Here is an 18,034-nt window from a genome sequence, read left to right as displayed (position 1 = left end):
ACGTTCCTATAAAATACAACGAAATATCCCTAAATTGACACCTATGGTGCGGTTTGGAACCGCACCGAACTTGAAAAAGAAGGTTCAAAAAATTCAGACAATCCAACAATTTATTTCAAACTAAATGACCCTCTATCGGAAGGCATTATCTTTGGCACCAACAGTCCACTGGAATGTAAACTGATTTCAAATAAAGGAGACAAAAAGATGGCAGAAACAACGAAACACCCTGTTGACGACGAAGCAGACGTTGAGGAGAGAGCGAGCAGTGTTAATGCTGTTAGTGATATAGAAAATCAACGCCAAATCAACGATTTACGAAGTGAATATCTTGATGATCGGGCGAATTCTCTTAATCAATGGCTGGTTGTTATAGGTTTAGTTCTTGCCTTTTTTGCAGTTGCAATTCCGGTTGTAACTGGTATTGCTGCTTATGTTGCCTACACCCAATTTCAGAGTATTGAATCCGAGGCAGCGGAATCCCTTAAGGAAGCAAAGCAGTATGTCAGCGAAGCAGCGATATATCTTAAAGAAATCAAAGACCAAAAGAAAATAGCAGAAAGAGTTGTATCGGGATTGACGAGTGGAGACATCAGTAAATTCGTTCAACCCGGAACATCTGAATTATCCCCAGAAGCTAGGGAGTTACTACAAACGATTCAACTGGATCCTGGGGCATCCACAATAGATAAGGCTATAATTGAGGCGGTCAAATTGTGGCAAGAGGGGAAAACTGATGATGCCATTGAGAAGTGGGGTTCTATTGCGAATATATCGGAGGGGATTGATAACGATATAGCCGCGGCGGCGTTTTTCTCTCGTGGAATGATCAAGAGTAATTTGGGTAGACCTGAGGAGGCGGTTTCAGACGCTAATGAGGCAATCCGTCTAAACCCAAATTATGCTCCCGCTTATATGCTTCGTGGATATATCAAGAGTAATTTGGATAGACCTGAAGAGGCGGTTTCAGACCTTAATGAGGCAATCCGTCTAAACCCAAATTATGCTCCCGCTTATATGATTCGTGGAATGATCAAGAATAGTTTGGATAGACCTGAGGAGGCGGTTTCAGACCTTAATGAGGCAGTCCGTCTAAAGCCGAATTCCGCTGACCCTTATATGATTCGTGGAATTATCAAGAATAATTTGGATAGACCTGAGGAGGCGGTTTCAGACCTTAATGAGGCAGTCCGTCTAAAGCCAAATTCTGCTGACGCTTATATGATTCGTGGCATGGCAAAGGTGGCACTTGGTAAAGTAGAGGAGGCAAGGGTAGATTATCAGATGGCTTTAAAAATCGCTGAACAACAAGGAGACGAAGATCTCAAAGCGAATATTGAGCAAATGCTTCAAAGATTTAAAGACCATGAGTAGTCTTGCGTTATCACGAAACACTCTTCCAAAAATCGAATCCTTCAATGCCACACAATATATGTCGGTATCTCCAGCACCAACCCGATGAGGCTCCAGACACAGCCAAGTGTGTAATCGCCTAAGATTAGCCCCAAAAAGAACGGGATTGCTTGTCGATAGAGTCTCACACCGCCAATCTTTAGGACGATTGCCTTCGCCAACCAACCCAAGAAGATGGTAAACCACAACCTTCCCATGCCGGTGCCGCTGACTAACACGTAACCGGCAGGGTGTAGGGGCCACCACAGAAATCGGATCTTCATAATCATCAGAAAGATCGTAAACAGGAAACTACTGCCGATAACACCCAATTCCGGCACGCTTGTCTCCCGTGGACTCACAAGCCACGTTTGCAAGCGATTGAACGTCTCCCATCCCATATAGACGATCCAGCCGCGTGCCTTGCTTGCCACACCCATATCGTAAAGCACGTGTAAATATGCCCAAAACGTTATCAGGATACCGAACACAATCGCCAATACCATCCCGATGAGCAACTGCCGATACCCAATTTGACTCCGTTCTGCCAGACGGAACGCCTCCAATTCACTCGGTGTTGGGTGTGCACGGAAACAGCGGACAAATGGATAGAGAAACGTTAGCCCCATCAGATTCTCTGTGCCGAGTCGGCGTGTGCCTAACGCCAACACCATCGTCCGCCCCGGATCGACAAGGACGAGTTGATGCAATGGCGGCCCAATCTCAGCGCGAATACGCGTGATACCGAGAATCATCGGAAAGTAGAACACAAAAAAGAGTCCAATCGCCCAGAACGTCATCCCCATTTGGAAACAGAAGAAGAAAAGGAACAGCAACCCTACGGTGAACAGTCCAGCAGCAGTGCGATAACGCATCGGTTCCCCGGAATCGTCAGGCGGTGGTTCGCCACGGCGTTGTGCGATGCCGAAAATCTTACGGATAATACGTCCATAGTGCCGTCTACCCATCCACAACGGGATGCATCCAAACGCAATCCAAGCACCCGTCTGCTGTTCAAGATTATAGATATTGCGTGCGCCGAACATATCTGTCACTATCATCTGAACACGGGTCAGTAGCCAGAAGAACCAGCACGAAAACGAGAGATCCAGCGGCGTGAAGAACATCAGACCGATGCTAAATGGATAAAAGGAGATACGAATCGGTCCCATCGCGCTCCACGGCTTTGAACTGAACTGTCCAAGCGATTTGTTTCTAATGGGTAGGGAAGGGATCTCTGGAAACAGGAAACTGAGTCCATTGAGCAGCTCGGCACTCCCTGCGAGTGCGAATCCGAGCCACATCCACGGTGAACTAAAGAAGCGTTTCGGGTTGCTCGTCAATGCCAACGGGAGTTGAACAATCGGATAGTTCAGGCGTTCATTTTCCGTCCACTGCTTACGGAGGAAGATCGTTACTGCTAATAACGTCAGCCAGAGTGCAATCACAAAACTCGACCACGCCAATACCGGCGGTATCCATGCGTTTAGCGTAGCAGAAGTGTAGAGCGTGGAATCCCCATTGTAGAATCCGTCTAAGATACGCGGGCTTTTAACGGCGATCCAACTGGGGATACTGTTTCCAAAGAGCGATAGCCACTCATTTTCTGGGGATGCGAACTGAAATGTATGCGCGAGGACGGGAATGAGGTAGCCCATCATGGTATGTCCGCTGATCGTTGATACCATCACCACCATAACATAGATGGTTTGCAAATCCGCTTCGGACATCGCCAGACGCGGCATAAATCGCTGGAACAGTAGATTGACAAGCACGAAGACGAGGAGCGTGAAAACCGCATTAAAGAACAGCGAGGCGATCGTCAGCTGCGTCGAGTGCCATACCTCCGTCCCCATCAAGCACCAGTAGCTATTAAAAGCGACGAGAGCCAACCCAATCAGTAGAATATGCGGTTTGACAAGGTTCCGATTCCCGTTTCCGTTAGTTTCCATTCCCATTCCTGTTGAAGCACAAATTTATGCCTATTATACTGTGCTTTGCGTAAGTTTTCAAGCAGAGATGTGCTGAAAGCAGAGTCATTCAGTTTCCCATCCTTCGCTATGGCTTTTACCCCGGGGCCGGTAGGTGCGATGTTTTGCTGGGGGTTTTGCTTGGATATTTCTGCGGATTTCCCTCCTAACCGCACCATAAATGTCAATTTTAGGGCAAATAACCGTCGTGGTCCCAGGTCCGGTAGGTGCTGTTTCCAACTGCGCCGGATTTTTAGCCACAACCCTTGAATACTTCAAAACCCTCTTTAGTCCCGTAGGGACGGCATGTTTATAGAAAAATGCGCCACTATCCGCTTTAGCCCTGTATGGGCGATATGTGTATAACGTCTAATGAACCAGTAGATTGAATTATTGGAATCTCTTTTCCTTGAAATCTTTTGCAAATTTGTGTATGATTTAAATTATCTAAATAGAAAGTGGAGGTTTGGAAATGGCATATAGCAATATTCCAATTGGAACACCTAACCCTGGTTGTTTTGTCATTTTGGTTGATCAGTCTTGGTCAATGAATGAAGAATGGAAAAGTGGGACGAAAGCGGAAGCGGCAGCACTAATTGTGAGTCGTATTATTTATGAACTCGGTTTGGCTTGTGATACTGAAGACGGGGTAAAAGATCGGTGCCGTGTATGTTTGATTGGCTATGGTGATCAGGTGCATTCCGTCGTTGATGGCATGATTTCAGATTTGCATGCATCACCGCTTGAAGAAAAAAAAGTCAAAAGGTTAATACCGGATGGCGCAGGTGGGGTCGTCGAGATTGAGGCAAATTTGCCGATATGGTTGCGGCCACAAGCAAATAACGGTACACCGATGCATACTGCCTTTGAGCGCGCTGCTGAGATTGTGGAACAGTGGTGTGTTGAGTGGCCAGATAATTTTCCACCTGTCGTTTTTAATATCACTGATGGTGAAGCTGCTGATCCTTTTTTAACAGCTGATGTTGCAAGAAGGGTAATGAATTTTCAGACTACAGATGGTAATGTCTTAGTGTTCAATGTCCACATTGCTAACGGCGGTAGTGAAATGATTTTTCCACACGACAAGGTGCAGTTTTCACAAGATCCCTCGGCTGAGTTTTTATTTACTATTTCTAGTGATTTACCTGATGTCTTACGCGAAGAGGCTCAAAATCACGGTTTTTCTCCTCAGCCTAATGCGAAATGTTTCGGTCATAATGTAACTGAGGTGGGATTAACCAAGATATTAGAATTTGGCACTTTGGGTACAGGGGCTTTAGTAGTTGTAGGTGAAAAGAGTAGTTAACAAAGACTTCGCTCGCTGGGGTTCATGGTCTTTATATCTGAAGAAGTGCTATATGTTGAGAGGTAATTACCCCACTTAAGTTTAGGATAGTCATACTATGGTCAACCCAACTCATCTATGAATTCGCTCTGATGTACGCTTGATTTAAGTGTATTAGATCTAAAATTCAAAACTACAAAGCTTTAGGTGCCCGACGGTTTTCAATAGTCTGTTCTGTTGAATGCATTTCCGATCACTCACATAAAATGGACATACGAGAAAATACTTTGAAAATTGATTCGTAGGAATTATTCTGATGGTAAAGTTAAAGTCTAACAAATTTATTACGCATAAAAAGGGAGGAACTTTAACTGATTGCCAAGATGCTATTGAGCTTAACGAAGATATATCCCGTTACGCAGTCGCAGATGGCGCAACAAGGTCGTTCTATCCAAAAATATGGGCGGAACTCCTCGTAAAGGGTTTCTGTGAAGAGACTACTTTATCTTTAGAATCTTTAGAAGAAAAGGAGGGTTGGAAAGAATGGATAAATCCTCTCCGACAGAAATGGTTAAAGCAAGTAACTTTAAGGGTTCAAAAAACAAAGAGGTTTATCCATATAGATAGGTTATCCAAATTAGAATCTGCTGCTTCCACCTTTATTGGACTTGAAATTGACAAAACTGAAGCGGAATGGAAAGCAATGATTATAGGAGATAGTTGTTTATTTCACATTGGGGAGTCTGGACTAAAAGAGAGTTACCTGATAAAAAAATCAGAAGATTTTACAAATCGCCCCGGGATTTTTACTAGTTTTGAGAAGGATAATTCCGATGAGCCAATTTTTGTAGCAGGGCAAACGAATCATGGCGATATATTTATCTTAGCCACTGATGCTCTATCAAAATGGATTATACAACATAAAGAAATTGGGGAATTGGGTGACGCACTTAAACAACTCCTTTGTATAGACTGTTGGGAACAATTTAATGACTTCGTTGAAAAAGCACGAGAGGCAGAAAATATCCGTCTTGCCAATGATGATGTGGCATTTATGCTAATTTCTGTCGAATTTGAACGACAACTACCAAAATTTGAGTCTTCTGATCAGGAGTTAGAACGGCAACAAAATCCTTGGTTCGTTCTCTTGATTTGTCTACTTGCAGGAGGCGGAATGTTTGTCGGTCTTTACCTGATATTCTACTTCCTACTAAAACCAGATTAGGGGAATATCCGACTTGGAGAACGTGATGCTTTGGCCAAGTTTTTCCGATTATGAATTCTTTATCAAGAATGCTTTCGATTTCAGTGTGTTGGACCCTGTACTGAGAAACGGAACACCCATGAAGGGAATATCTGGCGGTTTTTCGAGAGTCTATCCTGTTAGAGTTGCCTCTAAAACTTTCGCGCTGCGATGTTGGGTTAAAGATGTCGGTAATGCTAAGAATCGGTATGAAAAAATATCTACTTACCTGAAACAGCGTCGTTTACAATATTTTGTTGATTTTGAGTACGTTTCAGAAGGCGTTTTGATAAATAACACCAAGTATCCGATCACACGAATGGAATGGGCAGACGGTGTATCGCTCCGAAAGTTTATTGAACAAAATTCACAGGATCCTCACGTTTTTAAAGTTATAGCCGATGAGTTTCGAAAAATGGTTGCAACCCTCCACGACCACAAGATTTCGCACGGAGATCTTCAAGATGGAAATATACTGATTAAGCGAAATGGTGCTGCTATTGAAATTAAATTGATAGACTACGACAGTTTGTCTGTTCCCGCGCTTCACGGTCAAGCGGAGCAGATTGTCGGTTTACCAGAGTATCAACATCCACAAAGAATCGCAGGCGGTGGAAAAGCCAGTGAAAAGGTTGACTATTTCTCCGAGTTGGTTATTTACCTTTCGTTTTTGAGTCTATCCGAAAAACCGGACCTCTGGACTCAGTTTGGAGATGAGAAGCGAGTTGATAGAGGCTTATTGTTTTCAAAAAAGGATTTTGAAAATCCTGACCAATCAGACGTTTTCCAGCAGCTTGCCAACTTGTCACCTGATGTTCAGCAGCTGACTGCAACCCTAAAGGATTTTTGTGCTAAAACTTCGATTGATCAGTTAAAACCGCTGGAAGCGATACTGCCAAAACGGGATGCCAATCCGCTATCTATAATTAACCTTTGGCAATATATTGTTGGCGCATTAAAAGGTAGTTGGCATTCCGTTACGACTGGTGCTTTGGGTTTAGGGTTATTCATTTGTTTTATCGCATTTTTAATACAAATGAATGCGAAAGATGTCTCTCTCTCACAAAACGCTGTGTTGACAAAGCGGATCGCTCAAAGGGAATTAGAAATTCAGGCTCTGGAAAATACTAATGAGGAATTCAATCGTGTTAATGGTGAATTGCAAAAAGAATTGACAAGTAAGAATTCTATGATAAACACTACATCTGGAAATATGGCAAGTTTGCAGAGGCAGTTAAATGAACAGAAAAACAAAAACCGAACATTGCAGAATCAAGTGGTTCAAAAAAATACTGAAATTCGACGGTTACGAAACGACAATGCTGTCGCTCTCCGCAAAAACCGAACATTGCGGAATCAAATAGATGAAGGTAAATCAGGGGTTGTAGATCAGAATGCTACTATCCAGCGGCTCAGAAACGAAAAAACAGAAACTCTCGCCGGAAACCAAAAATTGCAAGATCAGAACCAAAATCTCATTCGCCAAAACCAAAAGCTACGGGAAGAGAAAAGATCATTACAAAGCCAGTTGATCATTGCTAAACAGAACGGTTCTGGTAAGGAATCGGGCGATGACCGATCTATTGATCCAGTACTTCCAGAGCCACTGAAGCAAATTGATGAGTATAGGGACGAGGTTCCTCTAGCAACTGTTAAGTATACTAATCATGGAATCGAGGCTTTTAAGCTTAAGGATTATGACAACGCAGTAGACTTTTTTAGGGACGCAGTACAGGTTGACTTAACATTTGCAATAACACATTATAATCTTGGGTGTGTTTATTTGGAAATGAGAGAGTATAGTAAGGCAATAAATGCTTTTAGTGAAGCAGTAGACGTTGACCACAAATTCAAAGAAGCGTACTACAACTTAGGTCTTGCTCATCTTGGAAAGGGTGCTCATAAACAAGCAAAAAGTTCCATTGAATTAGCTTTAAGGATTGATAAAGACTATCAGAGCGCACATACCCTTTTGGGTGCTATTGAAAAATCTCAACGATAGTTAATCACGCCCGAGCTCATGTGCCATCAAAGCAGTTTCCCAAAACACAACACATAACCATCATGTTGCTCTGCTGGCGCAAGGGAACTTCTTCCGCGTAAATCTGCGTAATCCGTGTAATCCGCGATTCAGACAATTAACATCGCATATCTATCTCCATTCAAAGCGGCTTCCCAAAACACAAAACATACCCATCATGATCTTTAAGTTCAAAAGCGCGGAGACCATCGTCGGTGTCTTCGAGCGGTTCGTGGAATTCCAGTCCACGAGACTGATACTCCGCAAACAGCGCGTCAGGATCGGGAGTGAAAATAAAAGCGTCCCACCGTGCCCATTCGTGCCGAGTATGGTTCGGTACTGGATGAATAAATTCCGTTATATGTTTGAGAAGAATCCGTACATTATCACGAGACACGATCGCGAAAAACGGATCATCTTCTGGGATAAGCAGGTCTGTCTCAAAACCGAGTTTTTGATTGTAGAAGTCAATTGACTTCCCAAGGTTGTCGACGATAAAAAATGGGTGGATTTTTTCGAGTGTTGCGTTGGTTGTCATCGTCCATCCTCCTGTTTTTTCTTTCCCAATATCCTAACAGATTCCCGTTTGCTGTTCAAGAGAGAATAGGCGTGCATTCGCCAAATTGTTTGACATCCACTGCTAATATGTGTTAGACTTTAAAAACTTACTGTGGATGAGAAAGGGACTGACGTGGTTTTGTACCGCCAGTGTATCTGATATGGCGCAAAGACGGGAGTGGACGGCATCTAATAGCCGGCAACAATATGATACCGTTTCAAAAATACTGATTCACCAAAACCCCGAAGATTGGTTACAGTTTAGCCTCGGTATCCCGGAGGCGGAAGTGATTGAGGTACTTGAAACCGAGCAGCCCACTGTCAGATCTAATCGGGCGGATAGTTTTATACGCGCAAACGTCCACGGCAAAGAAGTTATTGTGCATTTGGAAATGCAAACACACGATAGTAGAGAGGTCCCGATGCCGTATCGTATGGCAGGTTATGTTGGCAGAGGGATTGATGCCTTTCAGCTGCCGATTTATTCGCACGTTATCTACCTGCACCCGCGAGCGGGTAGAACAGACCCCGGTGAATATATTCAAGAGATGGTGGACTATGAGATTCGCATCCGATACAAGGTGATCCGGCTATACGATTTGGAAGGTTTACCGTTTCTCGAAGCGGGTGTAAAGGGCTTAATACCTTTTACGCCGTTGATGAAGCGCCCTGAAAATACGGAACCTGAGGAGTGGATCCGGCAATGCGTTGAGGCCGCCGACTCTGTACCACAAGATGACATAGCAAAGGCGGATTATTTGGCAGATTTAGCGATTTTGGGCGGATTAGTATTTGGTTATCCAACCATTCGTGAGACTATAATGGAGACAATCATGCAAGAATCATCAGTTATCCAACATTTCCTGCAGAAAGGTATTGAACAAGGTATTGAACAAGGTATTGAACGCGGAACACGAGACAGTCTTGTTGAGGGTATCCTTGAAAATCTGGAGGTCCGTTTTAATACACGCAGCTTGCAAGCAGTGGCATCAACGCTTGAGTACGTTGACGACGTGCAACGTCTTAGGCAGTTGCGCCGTGAGGCACTACAGACACCGAGCCTTGAGGCATTTTGGCAAACTTTAGGCTTAATCGTAACGACGAATGGCAACGACTCGCGCTAGCCTATCCTGCTTTTGAGGTATCGTAGCGGATGTTTACAGGCCGCTTTCAGTTACTCCATCTTACTAACGATGAGGGACATTTTTCATGGCAACGCTCAGATGGGGCATACTCGGTTGTGGCGATGTCGCTGAATATAAGGGCGGACCCCCGCTTTATAGCGTCGATGACTCGGAACTCATCGCTGTGATGCGGCGAGACCGCGCCAAAGCGGAATCCTTTGCTGAAAGGCACGGCGCGAAACGGGTCTATACCGACATAGACGATCTTCTGGCAGATGACGAGCTCAATGCAATCTACGTCGCAACGCCGCCGTATCTGCACTGTGAACACGTTATCCGCACAGCAGAAGCAGGTAAGCACATTCTCTGTGAGAAACCCATGGCGATGACGGTTGAGGAGTGTCAGCGGATGGTGGATGCCTGCCACGATGCGGGTGTCACCTTGATGCTCGCTTATTACCGGAACTTCTATCCGAATATCGTGAAAATGAAGGCATTGATGGATGAGGGTGCCATCGGAGACGTGGTGCTTGCGAAGATCAATCACACCGGTTTCTATAACCCGAATCGGCACGATCTGAGCAGCTGGCGGGTGGATCCAAAGATCAGCGGCGGCGGTGTGCTGATGGATCTCGGTAGCCACCGTATTTCGCTCCTTCAGTATCTCATGGGCGATATTGAATCTGTACAGGGCTATGCGGAAGCAGTGTATCTGGATATTGAGGTTGACGATTCCACTGCGTTTACGCTCCGTTTCGAGAGTGGCGCGCATGCCGTTGCCAACGTCAATTGGAACGTCGGAGTCTCGATTGACGATGTTGAGGTCTACGGCACGGAAGGGGCTTTAAAGTGTTCACCGTTGAATTCAGGAAATCTGACGCTTGAGACGAAATCAGAAGGACTGGTTGAACTGCATCAGACCCCATTGCCGCACACGCACACGGGACTTGTGGAAGATTTCATCAATCATCTCAAGACGGGTGAACCGATCCGGTGTTCCGGTGAATCGGGATTGCAGACGAATACGGTTATCGCGCAGATAATGTAGGAGCGCTTTTATAAAGATTAATTCGGTAATTTGAGCGGTATAACTGCGATGAGTTAATTCTATAGATGCTGTTCCTATTGGACTAAAAAACCGTCAATGAAAAATCGATTAAAATCCGCGTCCTCCGCGTAATCCGTGTAATCCGCGATTCAGACAACGAACACCTACATTACTCAACTTAGATTCTTAATCTTCATTCAAGCGCGCCAGAGTTTTCGTTTGATCTAACGAATTCGATTGGATTCCAAAGTCAGCCACTCGCCATAAGCTCTCGGCATTTCTGCAGGTGATTCCAACCCTGATTCCTCACGCCACCGTAACAACGGGTGCCGCCGATCGGATTGTGGGAGATTCACACGCGTACCATAAGCCGCCGACTCAAAGATACCCATCATCATCTCAACGATGTGCCGTCCTTCGGTGCCGCTGCACGTATGTGGTCTGCCTTCATCCAAAGCGTTGACGTAATCCTCCACGAACCAGTAATCCGCTTCCGATGCACTGCCTTTGGGGTCATAATGATCTGGATAGATAAGTTCCAACGTTTCCCACTGGTCGTGTGTTCCATCGGGGAGATAGTGCGGTGTCGGTAGCCACCATGCCCCGCCGCTCTTCCAGAAGAGTCTTCCTTCGGTGCCGTAAAGTTCCATAGAATACGCATCGGTGTCCATCTTATGAAAGCGGTGTTGGAGCAGGGTGCCGGTAACGTGACCTTCATACTGCAGTGTTGCTGTGATATATTCACCTGCAATCGTCCCCATACCGCTCGGTGACGGCACCACGTCTGTAGACGTGATCGGTTTTCGACCGGTTGTCAGGTGTGCCACGATGCTTTCGCAACGTTTCCCGAAGTGCAACATGTTATTGAGCATGTGTGTACCGATGTTCATCAATCCGTAGCCGCCGTAATAGCCTTTCCCGCTGCCGTACATATAGCGCAATTCACCGATTTTTCCGGCATTGAAGGCACGCGCAATCGTTTGCATGGATGCACCGACTCTACCTTGGTGATGCACTGCCACCCGCACACCTTTCTCTTCGGCTTTAGCGATAACGGTGTCCGCCTGCACCAGATCCACACACATCGGTTTTTCCACTTCAATATTGACACCGTGTTCCAGCACGCGCATGCATAGGTCGTAATGGAATTCCGTGCCAGTGGGAATCGCGACGATGTCGGGTTCGGTCTGCTGGATCATCTCGTCTAAGTCAGTGAACCGTGCGGTGACGTTGACTTCGTCGCCCAGCGTGTCGAGGCGTTCTTGAATCAGGTCACAGAGTCCGACAATCTCTGTGCGTGGGTGGGCATGATATGCCCGCGCTGCTGCCGTCCCACGACCTCTACATCCCAAAATTCCGATCCGATAGGTCTTCATCGTTCTCTCCTTTCTCACGTATGATCGTCCTCGTGTCCGCCTATCTACACTTTTGATGTTTCGCATTGTATCATAAGTTCGTTTAATGCGTCAATACCTTTGATTTCTCTTGACTCTGTTTCTCAAATCTGTTATTTTTGCAGTAACGTGAAGGTTATTTTCGGATTTTTTTTTATATCCTCACGCACTAATTCAAAGGCTATTTCTCGAATTCAGTCTTTTTTCACAAAGACATTCTAAGTGTCTTTGCTGCTTTGAACTATTAAAGGTGGGTTGTCGTGAATAGCTTGATAAAATTCGTATTTATCTTAATTCTATGCCTTTCCATTGCTTTTATTGAATCTTCCATCGCTTTTGAACAGATAGAAACCTATACGGTTGCTGACGGTCTTGTAGGTCCCATAGTCCCAGTTATTTTTCAGGACAGCCGGGGTGCGCTTTGGTTCGGTTCTGATAGGGGCGGTGTCAGTCGTTTTGATGGTAGGACTTTTGTGCCTTACACGGCTTCGCCGGTTACTTCGGAGGAGATGTCAACATCTGTTGTTCAACCGGGTGCACTCCTCGGACGGACGCGCCAAATCGTTGAAGATAAGTGGGGACACATCTGGTTTCTTACGCGAAAGGATTCGGAAGAAACGGGGCACGTCAGCCGTTTTGATGGCACTTCGATCCAACGGATCGGAACTGGAAGCTGCCTAATTGTTGACAGGGCAGGCGATGTGTGGGTTAGTGAAAGTCAGTGGCTAACGCAGTACGTCACCGCAGGGGTCCAAAGACTGCCAGAGGCACATCGGAACGAGCTTAAAAGTGAAGATTCACTCCAGTCAACGGAAACATTGACAATAAACGTTATCTTTGAAGGCGAAGACGGAACCCTCTGGCTTGGTGGTAGTGAAGGTCCCAGGAAAAAAAAGACTGTAATTCTAAGTTTTCGTGAGACCCGTCCGGCAAACAATAAAACGGAAACCCAAACGTCGCGTATCCAACCGGGTATTGGTGTCACGCGTTACGATACATCGGACCTTAACGGCGTTGGTACCATTGAGGCGATAACAAAGGATACCGCTGGGAATCTGTGGTTCGGTGGCTACAATTTCCTCCTAAAGTTTGATGGACAAACCTTTGAGCAGATTCTCCCTTTAGGTTCAGAACAAAGCGGGACTGGGGCGGACACATCTACCACACAAGTCTCAATTCAGAAGGACACCAAAGGACGACTTTGGTTTAGCGACGGTCGCATCGCAAGGTGGTGGGATGGTTCGCGCCTGCAGACTCCGGAAAACGTGTCAGGCGTGCTCAAAATTGAGGACGCGTGGGAAAACCTATGGTTTACTGACGAGAATGGCGAGGTACATCAATATGATGCTGCGCTTGCGTTAAGTCCTTATAGTGCTGATGGTGGACTCGGTATTGACCGAGTTCGGACGATTTTTGAGGCGATTAATGGCGATTTGTGGTTTGGACATGATAACGGCGTGACGGTCTTTAACCCGAAACCAGCAATCCAGAATCATGGCACTGGAATCGGCGGTAGAATTAGAGGGAAATCGCGTTTCGCATTTTGGACGGATATTGTAAAAATATTTGAGATTGGCGAATACGTCTGGTTTATCAACAAACCGATACATAGTGGAAACGCTATACGGTACACGTTCTTCCGCTATGGAAACGGACACTTTGATGAGGTTTCTGTCTTTGTCAAACCAGAAGCGAGGCACCTCGGGCGACGATATGTTAGGAATCCTAATCTCTTTATTACCGAAGAGGAACATCCATGGATAGCCTTTGGTGGGCATATCTTTAAAGCGCATACCACGGGATTGTTCTGGCTTACGAATCGCTTTCAGCGAATTCCTTTTCAAACAACCTTGGAGATTGATCATGCTGCATCCCCTATAAATGCCTTACACACAGATACCAACAAATTATGGGTGCTTTTTGAGAACGGAAGGGTGCAGTCCTATCCAAAAGAAATTGAACCCTCAATGTCTATAAATATTGAACCGGAGACCCTCCCTTATCTGATTAAAGTTACAAAGACGTTAGAAATCCCATCAGGTACCAAATGGTTTTTCAACGCTGTGACAGGGAAGTTGATACGCTGGAATGACGCTGACCCCAGTAAACCAATTGTGCTTAGAGAGAATTCTCGTGCTGCTCCACTCGCAGTGTGGCAGCATCCAAAAGAGATGTATGGGAAAGTCTCTTTCCTTTTTCCGGATGCCCTCAAGACATATCTTGACAAGGAGTTAATCATAACTAAGGACATTGAACTTGCCTCGGTAAACGCGTCCTTAATTTCTCGAGAAGGTGTTCTCTGGCTCGCGACATCTCGTGGCGCGGTTCGATATGATGGGACGAAACTCACATCGTATGCCTCTAAAAATACCTCTCGGAATTCCAGAAAAGAGGGATTTCTCGTTGATGACGTGCGCGATGTGATTGAGGATAGTAGCCGGAGTATATGGTTCGCAACAAAGGGCGGCGGCACCGTCCGATACGATGGTGAAACCTTCGATTTCCTCACCACAAAAGACGGTCTTGCGCATAATAACATCTCGAAAATTTATGAGTCTTCTAACAAGGATATTTGGTTCGCAACAGAAGGCGGCGTTACACAATATACTCCAGCACGCGGTGGACTCCCTTTTTATCGACTTACTGCGCTAAAGGCGGATAAGACCTATACTGAACTCTCATCGAATATTACCCTACCGGCGTATGGAAACAAGCATATCATCTTTTATGTGCGGGGGCTCAGTCCACTTCGAGAACGGCTCTCCTATCAGTTTAAAATAATTGGCTTGGATAGTCCTGGATGGACAAAGATTTCAGCGGTGGAGTTCGCACGTTTGCCCACCGGTTTCGGCGGTACATCTGGCAAATGGTTTCCTGCATCTGAATTAGCAACGCAACAAGCCACGCACGATGATGGTGTTCAACAGGAATTTCAAAACCAAAATGGCGTTCTATGCGTCCGATATACAGACCTCAAAGCGGGGACCTACAGTTTCATCGTCAAGGCTTTCCGTGAGGACTGGCCCTACACGCAGCCACCGGCTGTGGTTGACTTTAGTATTTCTCCACCCTTCTGGACCCGATGGCGAACATATCTCCCTACAGTCATGTTCATGGGTATTGTCGTTGCTCTCATCGGTCGTTTGGTCATCACCCGAAGGCACACCGCGCAGCTTCGCAACGAAATGCAGCAGAAGGAGGAAGCAGAAATAAAACGGATCCGTGCGGAGTTGGACGAGGCACAAAACATTCAAATGGGACTACTACCTACGGAGTCACCAGATACAAAAGGATTTGATATTGCCGGGATGTCGGCCCCTGCTACACAAGTCGGCGGCGATTTTTATGATTATCTGACCCTCGCAAACGGACAAACCGCTATTGCAGTAGCAGATGCTGCTGGCAAGGGGTTACGCGGCGCAATGAATGCTGTGCTTACGAACGGGATGCTCCATGAAGTTGCCAGATTCGAGTCCGGTGCGGATGTTATCCTCACTGCGCTCAATGCGGGGTTAGCACCTCGAATGTACCGACCCAGTTTTATCGCGCTCAACTTGGCGATTCTTAATGAATCCGAGAAACGTATTGACTACGCCAACGGTGGACAGCCCTATCCTATTCTCAAGAAAGGGACTGAAATCATTGAGATTGAAGATAGTGATCTGCCTCTCGGCAGTATGAAAAGTGTTCGGTATGAATCTATCACTTTCGATTTAGCTGAAGGCGATGTGCTTATCTTCCATTCCGATGGTCTGATTGAAGCCCTCAACGCTGACGAAGAGATGTACGGTGCTGAACGTTTAAAAGCAGTGACTTCCCGAATCCCAGATGAATACACCGCTGAGGAAGTGATCCAACACATCGTTGAAGATGTCAATAGATTTGTTGAAGAAGCAGAACAGTATGATGATTTAACGCTTGTTGTCATCAAACGCATCTCTGGCTCTGAGTAGAGATATTATCGCAAATGTAGCGTGGTCCTGATGCGTAAATGTTTGGGAGTGATGTCTATTTTCGGCGGGATAGGTATTCAGACAGCGCGTAGTCAAACGGTGTGGCGGTATCCATTTGAACGTAATCGATCTGGCTTGCGCCGCACCCTCGACGGTAACTTTGGATAAATTGGTTCAGTTTTTCAAGGTAATCTGTTTTCAGTGTGTCGGCTTGCGTTGAAAGCGTCTGTCCAGTTTCCATATCTCGAAAAACGACGGAACCGGTGTAAGGAAAGGTGAGTTCGGCGGGATCGAGCAGATGAAAAACGATCACCTCGTGTTTCTGATGGCGAAGATGTTTCAGTGCCGAGATGACCTGAGAAGGTTCGTCAAGCAGATCGGAGATGACGATGACCAACCCCCGTCTCACAATCCGTTTAGCGAGTTCGTGGAAGAGACCACTCAACTCGGTCTCCTGACCGGGGGTCGCATTCTCTAACGCTGACATAATCGCACGCAGATGTGTGGCGGCACCCCTCGGTGGAATGTATTGCGTAATATCCGTATCAAAAAGTGCCAATCCGACCGAATCCCGCTGTTTCAGCATGAGATAGGTGAGTGTTGCTGCGAGATAACAACCGTATTCAAATTTCGTCAGTCCCTCCTCTGCGTGCTTATAGTTCATCGACGCGCTTGTATCGAGCAAAATATAGGCACGCAGGTTCGTCTCCTCTTCAAACTTTTTGATGTAGTACCGGTCAGATTTTCCGTAGACTTTCCAGTCGATATAGCGGATTTCATCGCCGGGCATGTACTGCCGATGCTCAGCGAATTCCACGCTGAACCCTTGATATGGACTTTTATGTAATCCAGTAACGAACCCCTCAACGACGAGGCGTGCGACAAGTTCCATTCCGCCAATCCGTGAGAGCGCGACTGGATCCAAATATTTGTGAGACGTTTGCATGGTGTCCTTTTTCCGAGTTACTCAAAAACAGCAACTGATACGAGACGTTTTGGCGCAACAGTCTGCTGATCCCTTTTAATACGTTCGATTCCTTTCAAGGTCTGTGCAGTCAAGTATCCCTCACCGCAATTCGGACAGTGGATAGTAGGGACATCTTCAATGACAAGAAGTGAATCACCTTTGCCATAACTTCGGGAAACATAACGCTGACGCGCACCCTCTTTTTCACATATATCGCACTTCATTGTTTGATGCCTTTTTTACTTTTATTGGAACTCTGACAGAAAGTCCGCTGGCTTTACAATACGGATACCCTGGTAATTTCCAAGTGGTAACAGATGCTTCTGATCGCCAGTAACAATATGGGTGGCTCCTCCGACAACGGCACATTCTATTATCATGTCGTCGTCTGGATCGGCTGTGATGCCTTTGAGGCGATTGGGAATTTCTACCGTTTGGAGGAAACCGAGAAGCCTGGTCTTCACTACCGAGGTCCGGGCCGAAGGGATATCCAACTTGATCATTAACTTGTCTTCAAATTCATCAAGAATCTCATCGCAAATTAACCCTTTGACCTTATTTTCTTGTGCCAGTTCAATGGAGCGATAAGGTACACCACCCCAAATCATACCCGATATCAGAACATTTGTATCGTAAACGACTACCGGTTGCATTCACGATCCTCGTGGACGAGGTCGTCAATAAAATATAAACGCTCGTCTTCGGTCATCGCGTCCCAATCCAATCCGCGTTGGGCACATAATTGTCTAACCTTTGATTCGGCATATTTCATCCGTTCCTTGCGTTCTGCTGGTGTTTCCTTCGTAAGTGCACGAACAACCAAGAATTTTTCTTCCGGCGGCATCTGTTGAACCAGATCGATGATCTGCTCAGTTGTTAATTCAAGCGTCAAATTCATTTTGATTCACCTCCTAAGTCTTGAAGTTCAATTATAACAAAAATTTGCCTGAATATCAACTGAAATGCAAAAACATGGAAAGATTCATTCGCATTTTTAGTGGTAGTTTGGTGTATAATTAATATAACTGATATTTCTCAAAACATTGTTTGATTCAATAGTTATAGGTATTCTTGTGGGTT

14 protein-coding genes are annotated in these 18,034 nt (G+C 45.7%); 7 read left to right on the top strand and 7 right to left on the bottom strand.

From position 1 onward, the window contains the following. The first annotated feature begins 207 nt into the window (after window positions 1-207). A complete protein-coding gene (locus OXH39_10325; GenBank protein MCY3550841.1) occupies window positions 208-1,374 on the top strand; it encodes a tetratricopeptide repeat protein in 1,167 nt (388 codons plus the stop codon). Window positions 1,375-1,415: 41 nt separating this feature from the next. Here the strand turns inward: OXH39_10325 and OXH39_10320 are convergent, their stop codons facing one another. Next, entirely contained in the window at window positions 1,416-3,344 is a 1,929-nt protein-coding gene (locus tag OXH39_10320) for a hypothetical protein (protein ID MCY3550840.1), read from the bottom strand. A 490-nt stretch (window positions 3,345-3,834) separates the two neighbouring features. Here OXH39_10320 and OXH39_10315 point away from each other — a divergent pair, with 490 nt between their 5' ends. The 3 genes from OXH39_10315 to OXH39_10305 all read left to right on the top strand — a co-directional run bounded on the left by OXH39_10315 (window position 3,835) and on the right by OXH39_10305 (window position 7,892). After that, entirely contained in the window at window positions 3,835-4,668 is an 834-nt protein-coding gene (locus OXH39_10315; protein ID MCY3550839.1) for a VWA domain-containing protein, read from the top strand. A gap of 295 nt (window positions 4,669-4,963) precedes the next feature. Beyond that, window positions 4,964-5,872 carry a protein phosphatase 2C domain-containing protein gene (locus OXH39_10310; protein ID MCY3550838.1) on the top strand — a complete coding sequence of 303 codons (909 nt, stop codon included), beginning with the start codon at window positions 4,964-4,966 and terminating at the stop codon, window positions 5,870-5,872. 25 nt (window positions 5,873-5,897) lie between these two features. Beyond that, complete coding sequence (locus tag OXH39_10305) at window positions 5,898-7,892, top strand: tetratricopeptide repeat protein (GenBank protein ID MCY3550837.1); 1,995 nt, start codon at window positions 5,898-5,900, stop codon at window positions 7,890-7,892. Between the two features lie 160 nt (window positions 7,893-8,052). Here OXH39_10305 and OXH39_10300 read toward each other — a convergent pair whose 3' ends face one another. Then, window positions 8,053-8,448, bottom strand: coding sequence for a VOC family protein (locus OXH39_10300; protein MCY3550836.1), 396 nt, complete (start codon window positions 8,446-8,448; stop codon window positions 8,053-8,055). Between the two features lie 181 nt (window positions 8,449-8,629). Between OXH39_10300 and OXH39_10295 the strand changes: the two genes are divergently transcribed. Both OXH39_10295 and OXH39_10290 read left to right on the top strand, forming a co-directional pair. Further along, entirely contained in the window at window positions 8,630-9,592 is a 963-nt protein-coding gene (locus OXH39_10295; GenBank protein ID MCY3550835.1) for a hypothetical protein, read from the top strand. Window positions 9,593-9,677: 85 nt separating this feature from the next. Then, entirely contained in the window at window positions 9,678-10,640 is a 963-nt protein-coding gene (locus OXH39_10290; GenBank protein ID MCY3550834.1) for a Gfo/Idh/MocA family oxidoreductase, read from the top strand. Window positions 10,641-10,864: 224 nt separating this feature from the next. On the opposite strand, the gene OXH39_10285 is transcribed toward OXH39_10290, so the two are convergent. Continuing rightward, window positions 10,865-12,016 carry a Gfo/Idh/MocA family oxidoreductase gene (locus OXH39_10285; protein MCY3550833.1) on the bottom strand — a complete coding sequence of 384 codons (1,152 nt, stop codon included), beginning with the start codon at window positions 12,014-12,016 and terminating at the stop codon, window positions 10,865-10,867. 278 nt (window positions 12,017-12,294) lie between these two features. Between OXH39_10285 and OXH39_10280 the strand changes: the two genes are divergently transcribed. Next, window positions 12,295-15,987, top strand: coding sequence for a SpoIIE family protein phosphatase (locus tag OXH39_10280; GenBank protein ID MCY3550832.1), 3,693 nt, complete (start codon window positions 12,295-12,297; stop codon window positions 15,985-15,987). A 55-nt stretch (window positions 15,988-16,042) separates the two neighbouring features. Here the strand turns inward: OXH39_10280 and OXH39_10275 are convergent, their stop codons facing one another. Genes OXH39_10275 through OXH39_10260 form a run of 4 tightly spaced genes read right to left on the bottom strand, consistent with a single transcriptional unit; the run spans window position 16,043 to window position 17,852 of the window. Then, window positions 16,043-16,933, bottom strand: a complete 891-nt coding sequence (locus OXH39_10275) for a DUF58 domain-containing protein (protein ID MCY3550831.1) — start codon at window positions 16,931-16,933, stop codon at window positions 16,043-16,045. Between the two features lie 17 nt (window positions 16,934-16,950). Continuing rightward, window positions 16,951-17,178, bottom strand: coding sequence for a type II toxin-antitoxin system MqsA family antitoxin (locus OXH39_10270; protein ID MCY3550830.1), 228 nt, complete (start codon window positions 17,176-17,178; stop codon window positions 16,951-16,953). Between the two features lie 21 nt (window positions 17,179-17,199). Then, window positions 17,200-17,607, bottom strand: coding sequence for a putative toxin-antitoxin system toxin component, PIN family (locus OXH39_10265; GenBank protein ID MCY3550829.1), 408 nt, complete (start codon window positions 17,605-17,607; stop codon window positions 17,200-17,202). Next, on the bottom strand, window positions 17,595-17,852 hold the full coding sequence (locus tag OXH39_10260; GenBank protein MCY3550828.1) for a hypothetical protein: 258 nt from the start codon (window positions 17,850-17,852) through the stop codon (window positions 17,595-17,597). The genes OXH39_10265 and OXH39_10260 overlap by 13 nt, the downstream gene beginning before the upstream one ends. Between the last annotated feature and the right edge of the window lie 182 nt (window positions 17,853-18,034).

The sequence above is a fragment of the Candidatus Poribacteria bacterium genome, assembly GCA_026702755.1.
In the GTDB taxonomy this organism is placed as follows: domain Bacteria; phylum Poribacteria; class WGA-4E; order WGA-4E; family WGA-3G; genus WGA-3G.
Note: the sequence above shows the minus strand (reverse complement) of the source record. Positions and strands in the feature narration are given on the sequence as shown.

Excerpts from the sequence above, each read along its gene's own strand:
- OXH39_10325 (MCY3550841.1), top strand. The coding sequence starts at position 208 with ATGGCAGAAACAACGAAACACCCTGTTGACGACGAAGCAGACGTTGAG.
- OXH39_10320 (MCY3550840.1), bottom strand. The coding sequence starts at position 3,344 with ATGGAAACTAACGGAAACGGGAATCGGAACCTTGTCAAACCGCATATT.
- OXH39_10315 (MCY3550839.1), top strand. The coding sequence starts at position 3,835 with ATGGCATATAGCAATATTCCAATTGGAACACCTAACCCTGGTTGTTTT.
- OXH39_10310 (MCY3550838.1), top strand. The coding sequence starts at position 4,964 with ATGGTAAAGTTAAAGTCTAACAAATTTATTACGCATAAAAAGGGAGGA.
- OXH39_10305 (MCY3550837.1), top strand. The coding sequence starts at position 5,898 with ATGCTTTGGCCAAGTTTTTCCGATTATGAATTCTTTATCAAGAATGCT.
- OXH39_10300 (MCY3550836.1), bottom strand. The coding sequence starts at position 8,448 with ATGACAACCAACGCAACACTCGAAAAAATCCACCCATTTTTTATCGTC.
- OXH39_10295 (MCY3550835.1), top strand. The coding sequence starts at position 8,630 with ATGGCGCAAAGACGGGAGTGGACGGCATCTAATAGCCGGCAACAATAT.
- OXH39_10290 (MCY3550834.1), top strand. The coding sequence starts at position 9,678 with ATGGCAACGCTCAGATGGGGCATACTCGGTTGTGGCGATGTCGCTGAA.
- OXH39_10285 (MCY3550833.1), bottom strand. The coding sequence starts at position 12,016 with ATGAAGACCTATCGGATCGGAATTTTGGGATGTAGAGGTCGTGGGACG.
- OXH39_10275 (MCY3550831.1), bottom strand. The coding sequence starts at position 16,933 with ATGCAAACGTCTCACAAATATTTGGATCCAGTCGCGCTCTCACGGATT.
- OXH39_10270 (MCY3550830.1), bottom strand. The coding sequence starts at position 17,178 with ATGAAGTGCGATATATGTGAAAAAGAGGGTGCGCGTCAGCGTTATGTT.
- OXH39_10265 (MCY3550829.1), bottom strand. The coding sequence starts at position 17,607 with ATGCAACCGGTAGTCGTTTACGATACAAATGTTCTGATATCGGGTATG.
- OXH39_10260 (MCY3550828.1), bottom strand. The coding sequence starts at position 17,852 with ATGAATTTGACGCTTGAATTAACAACTGAGCAGATCATCGATCTGGTT.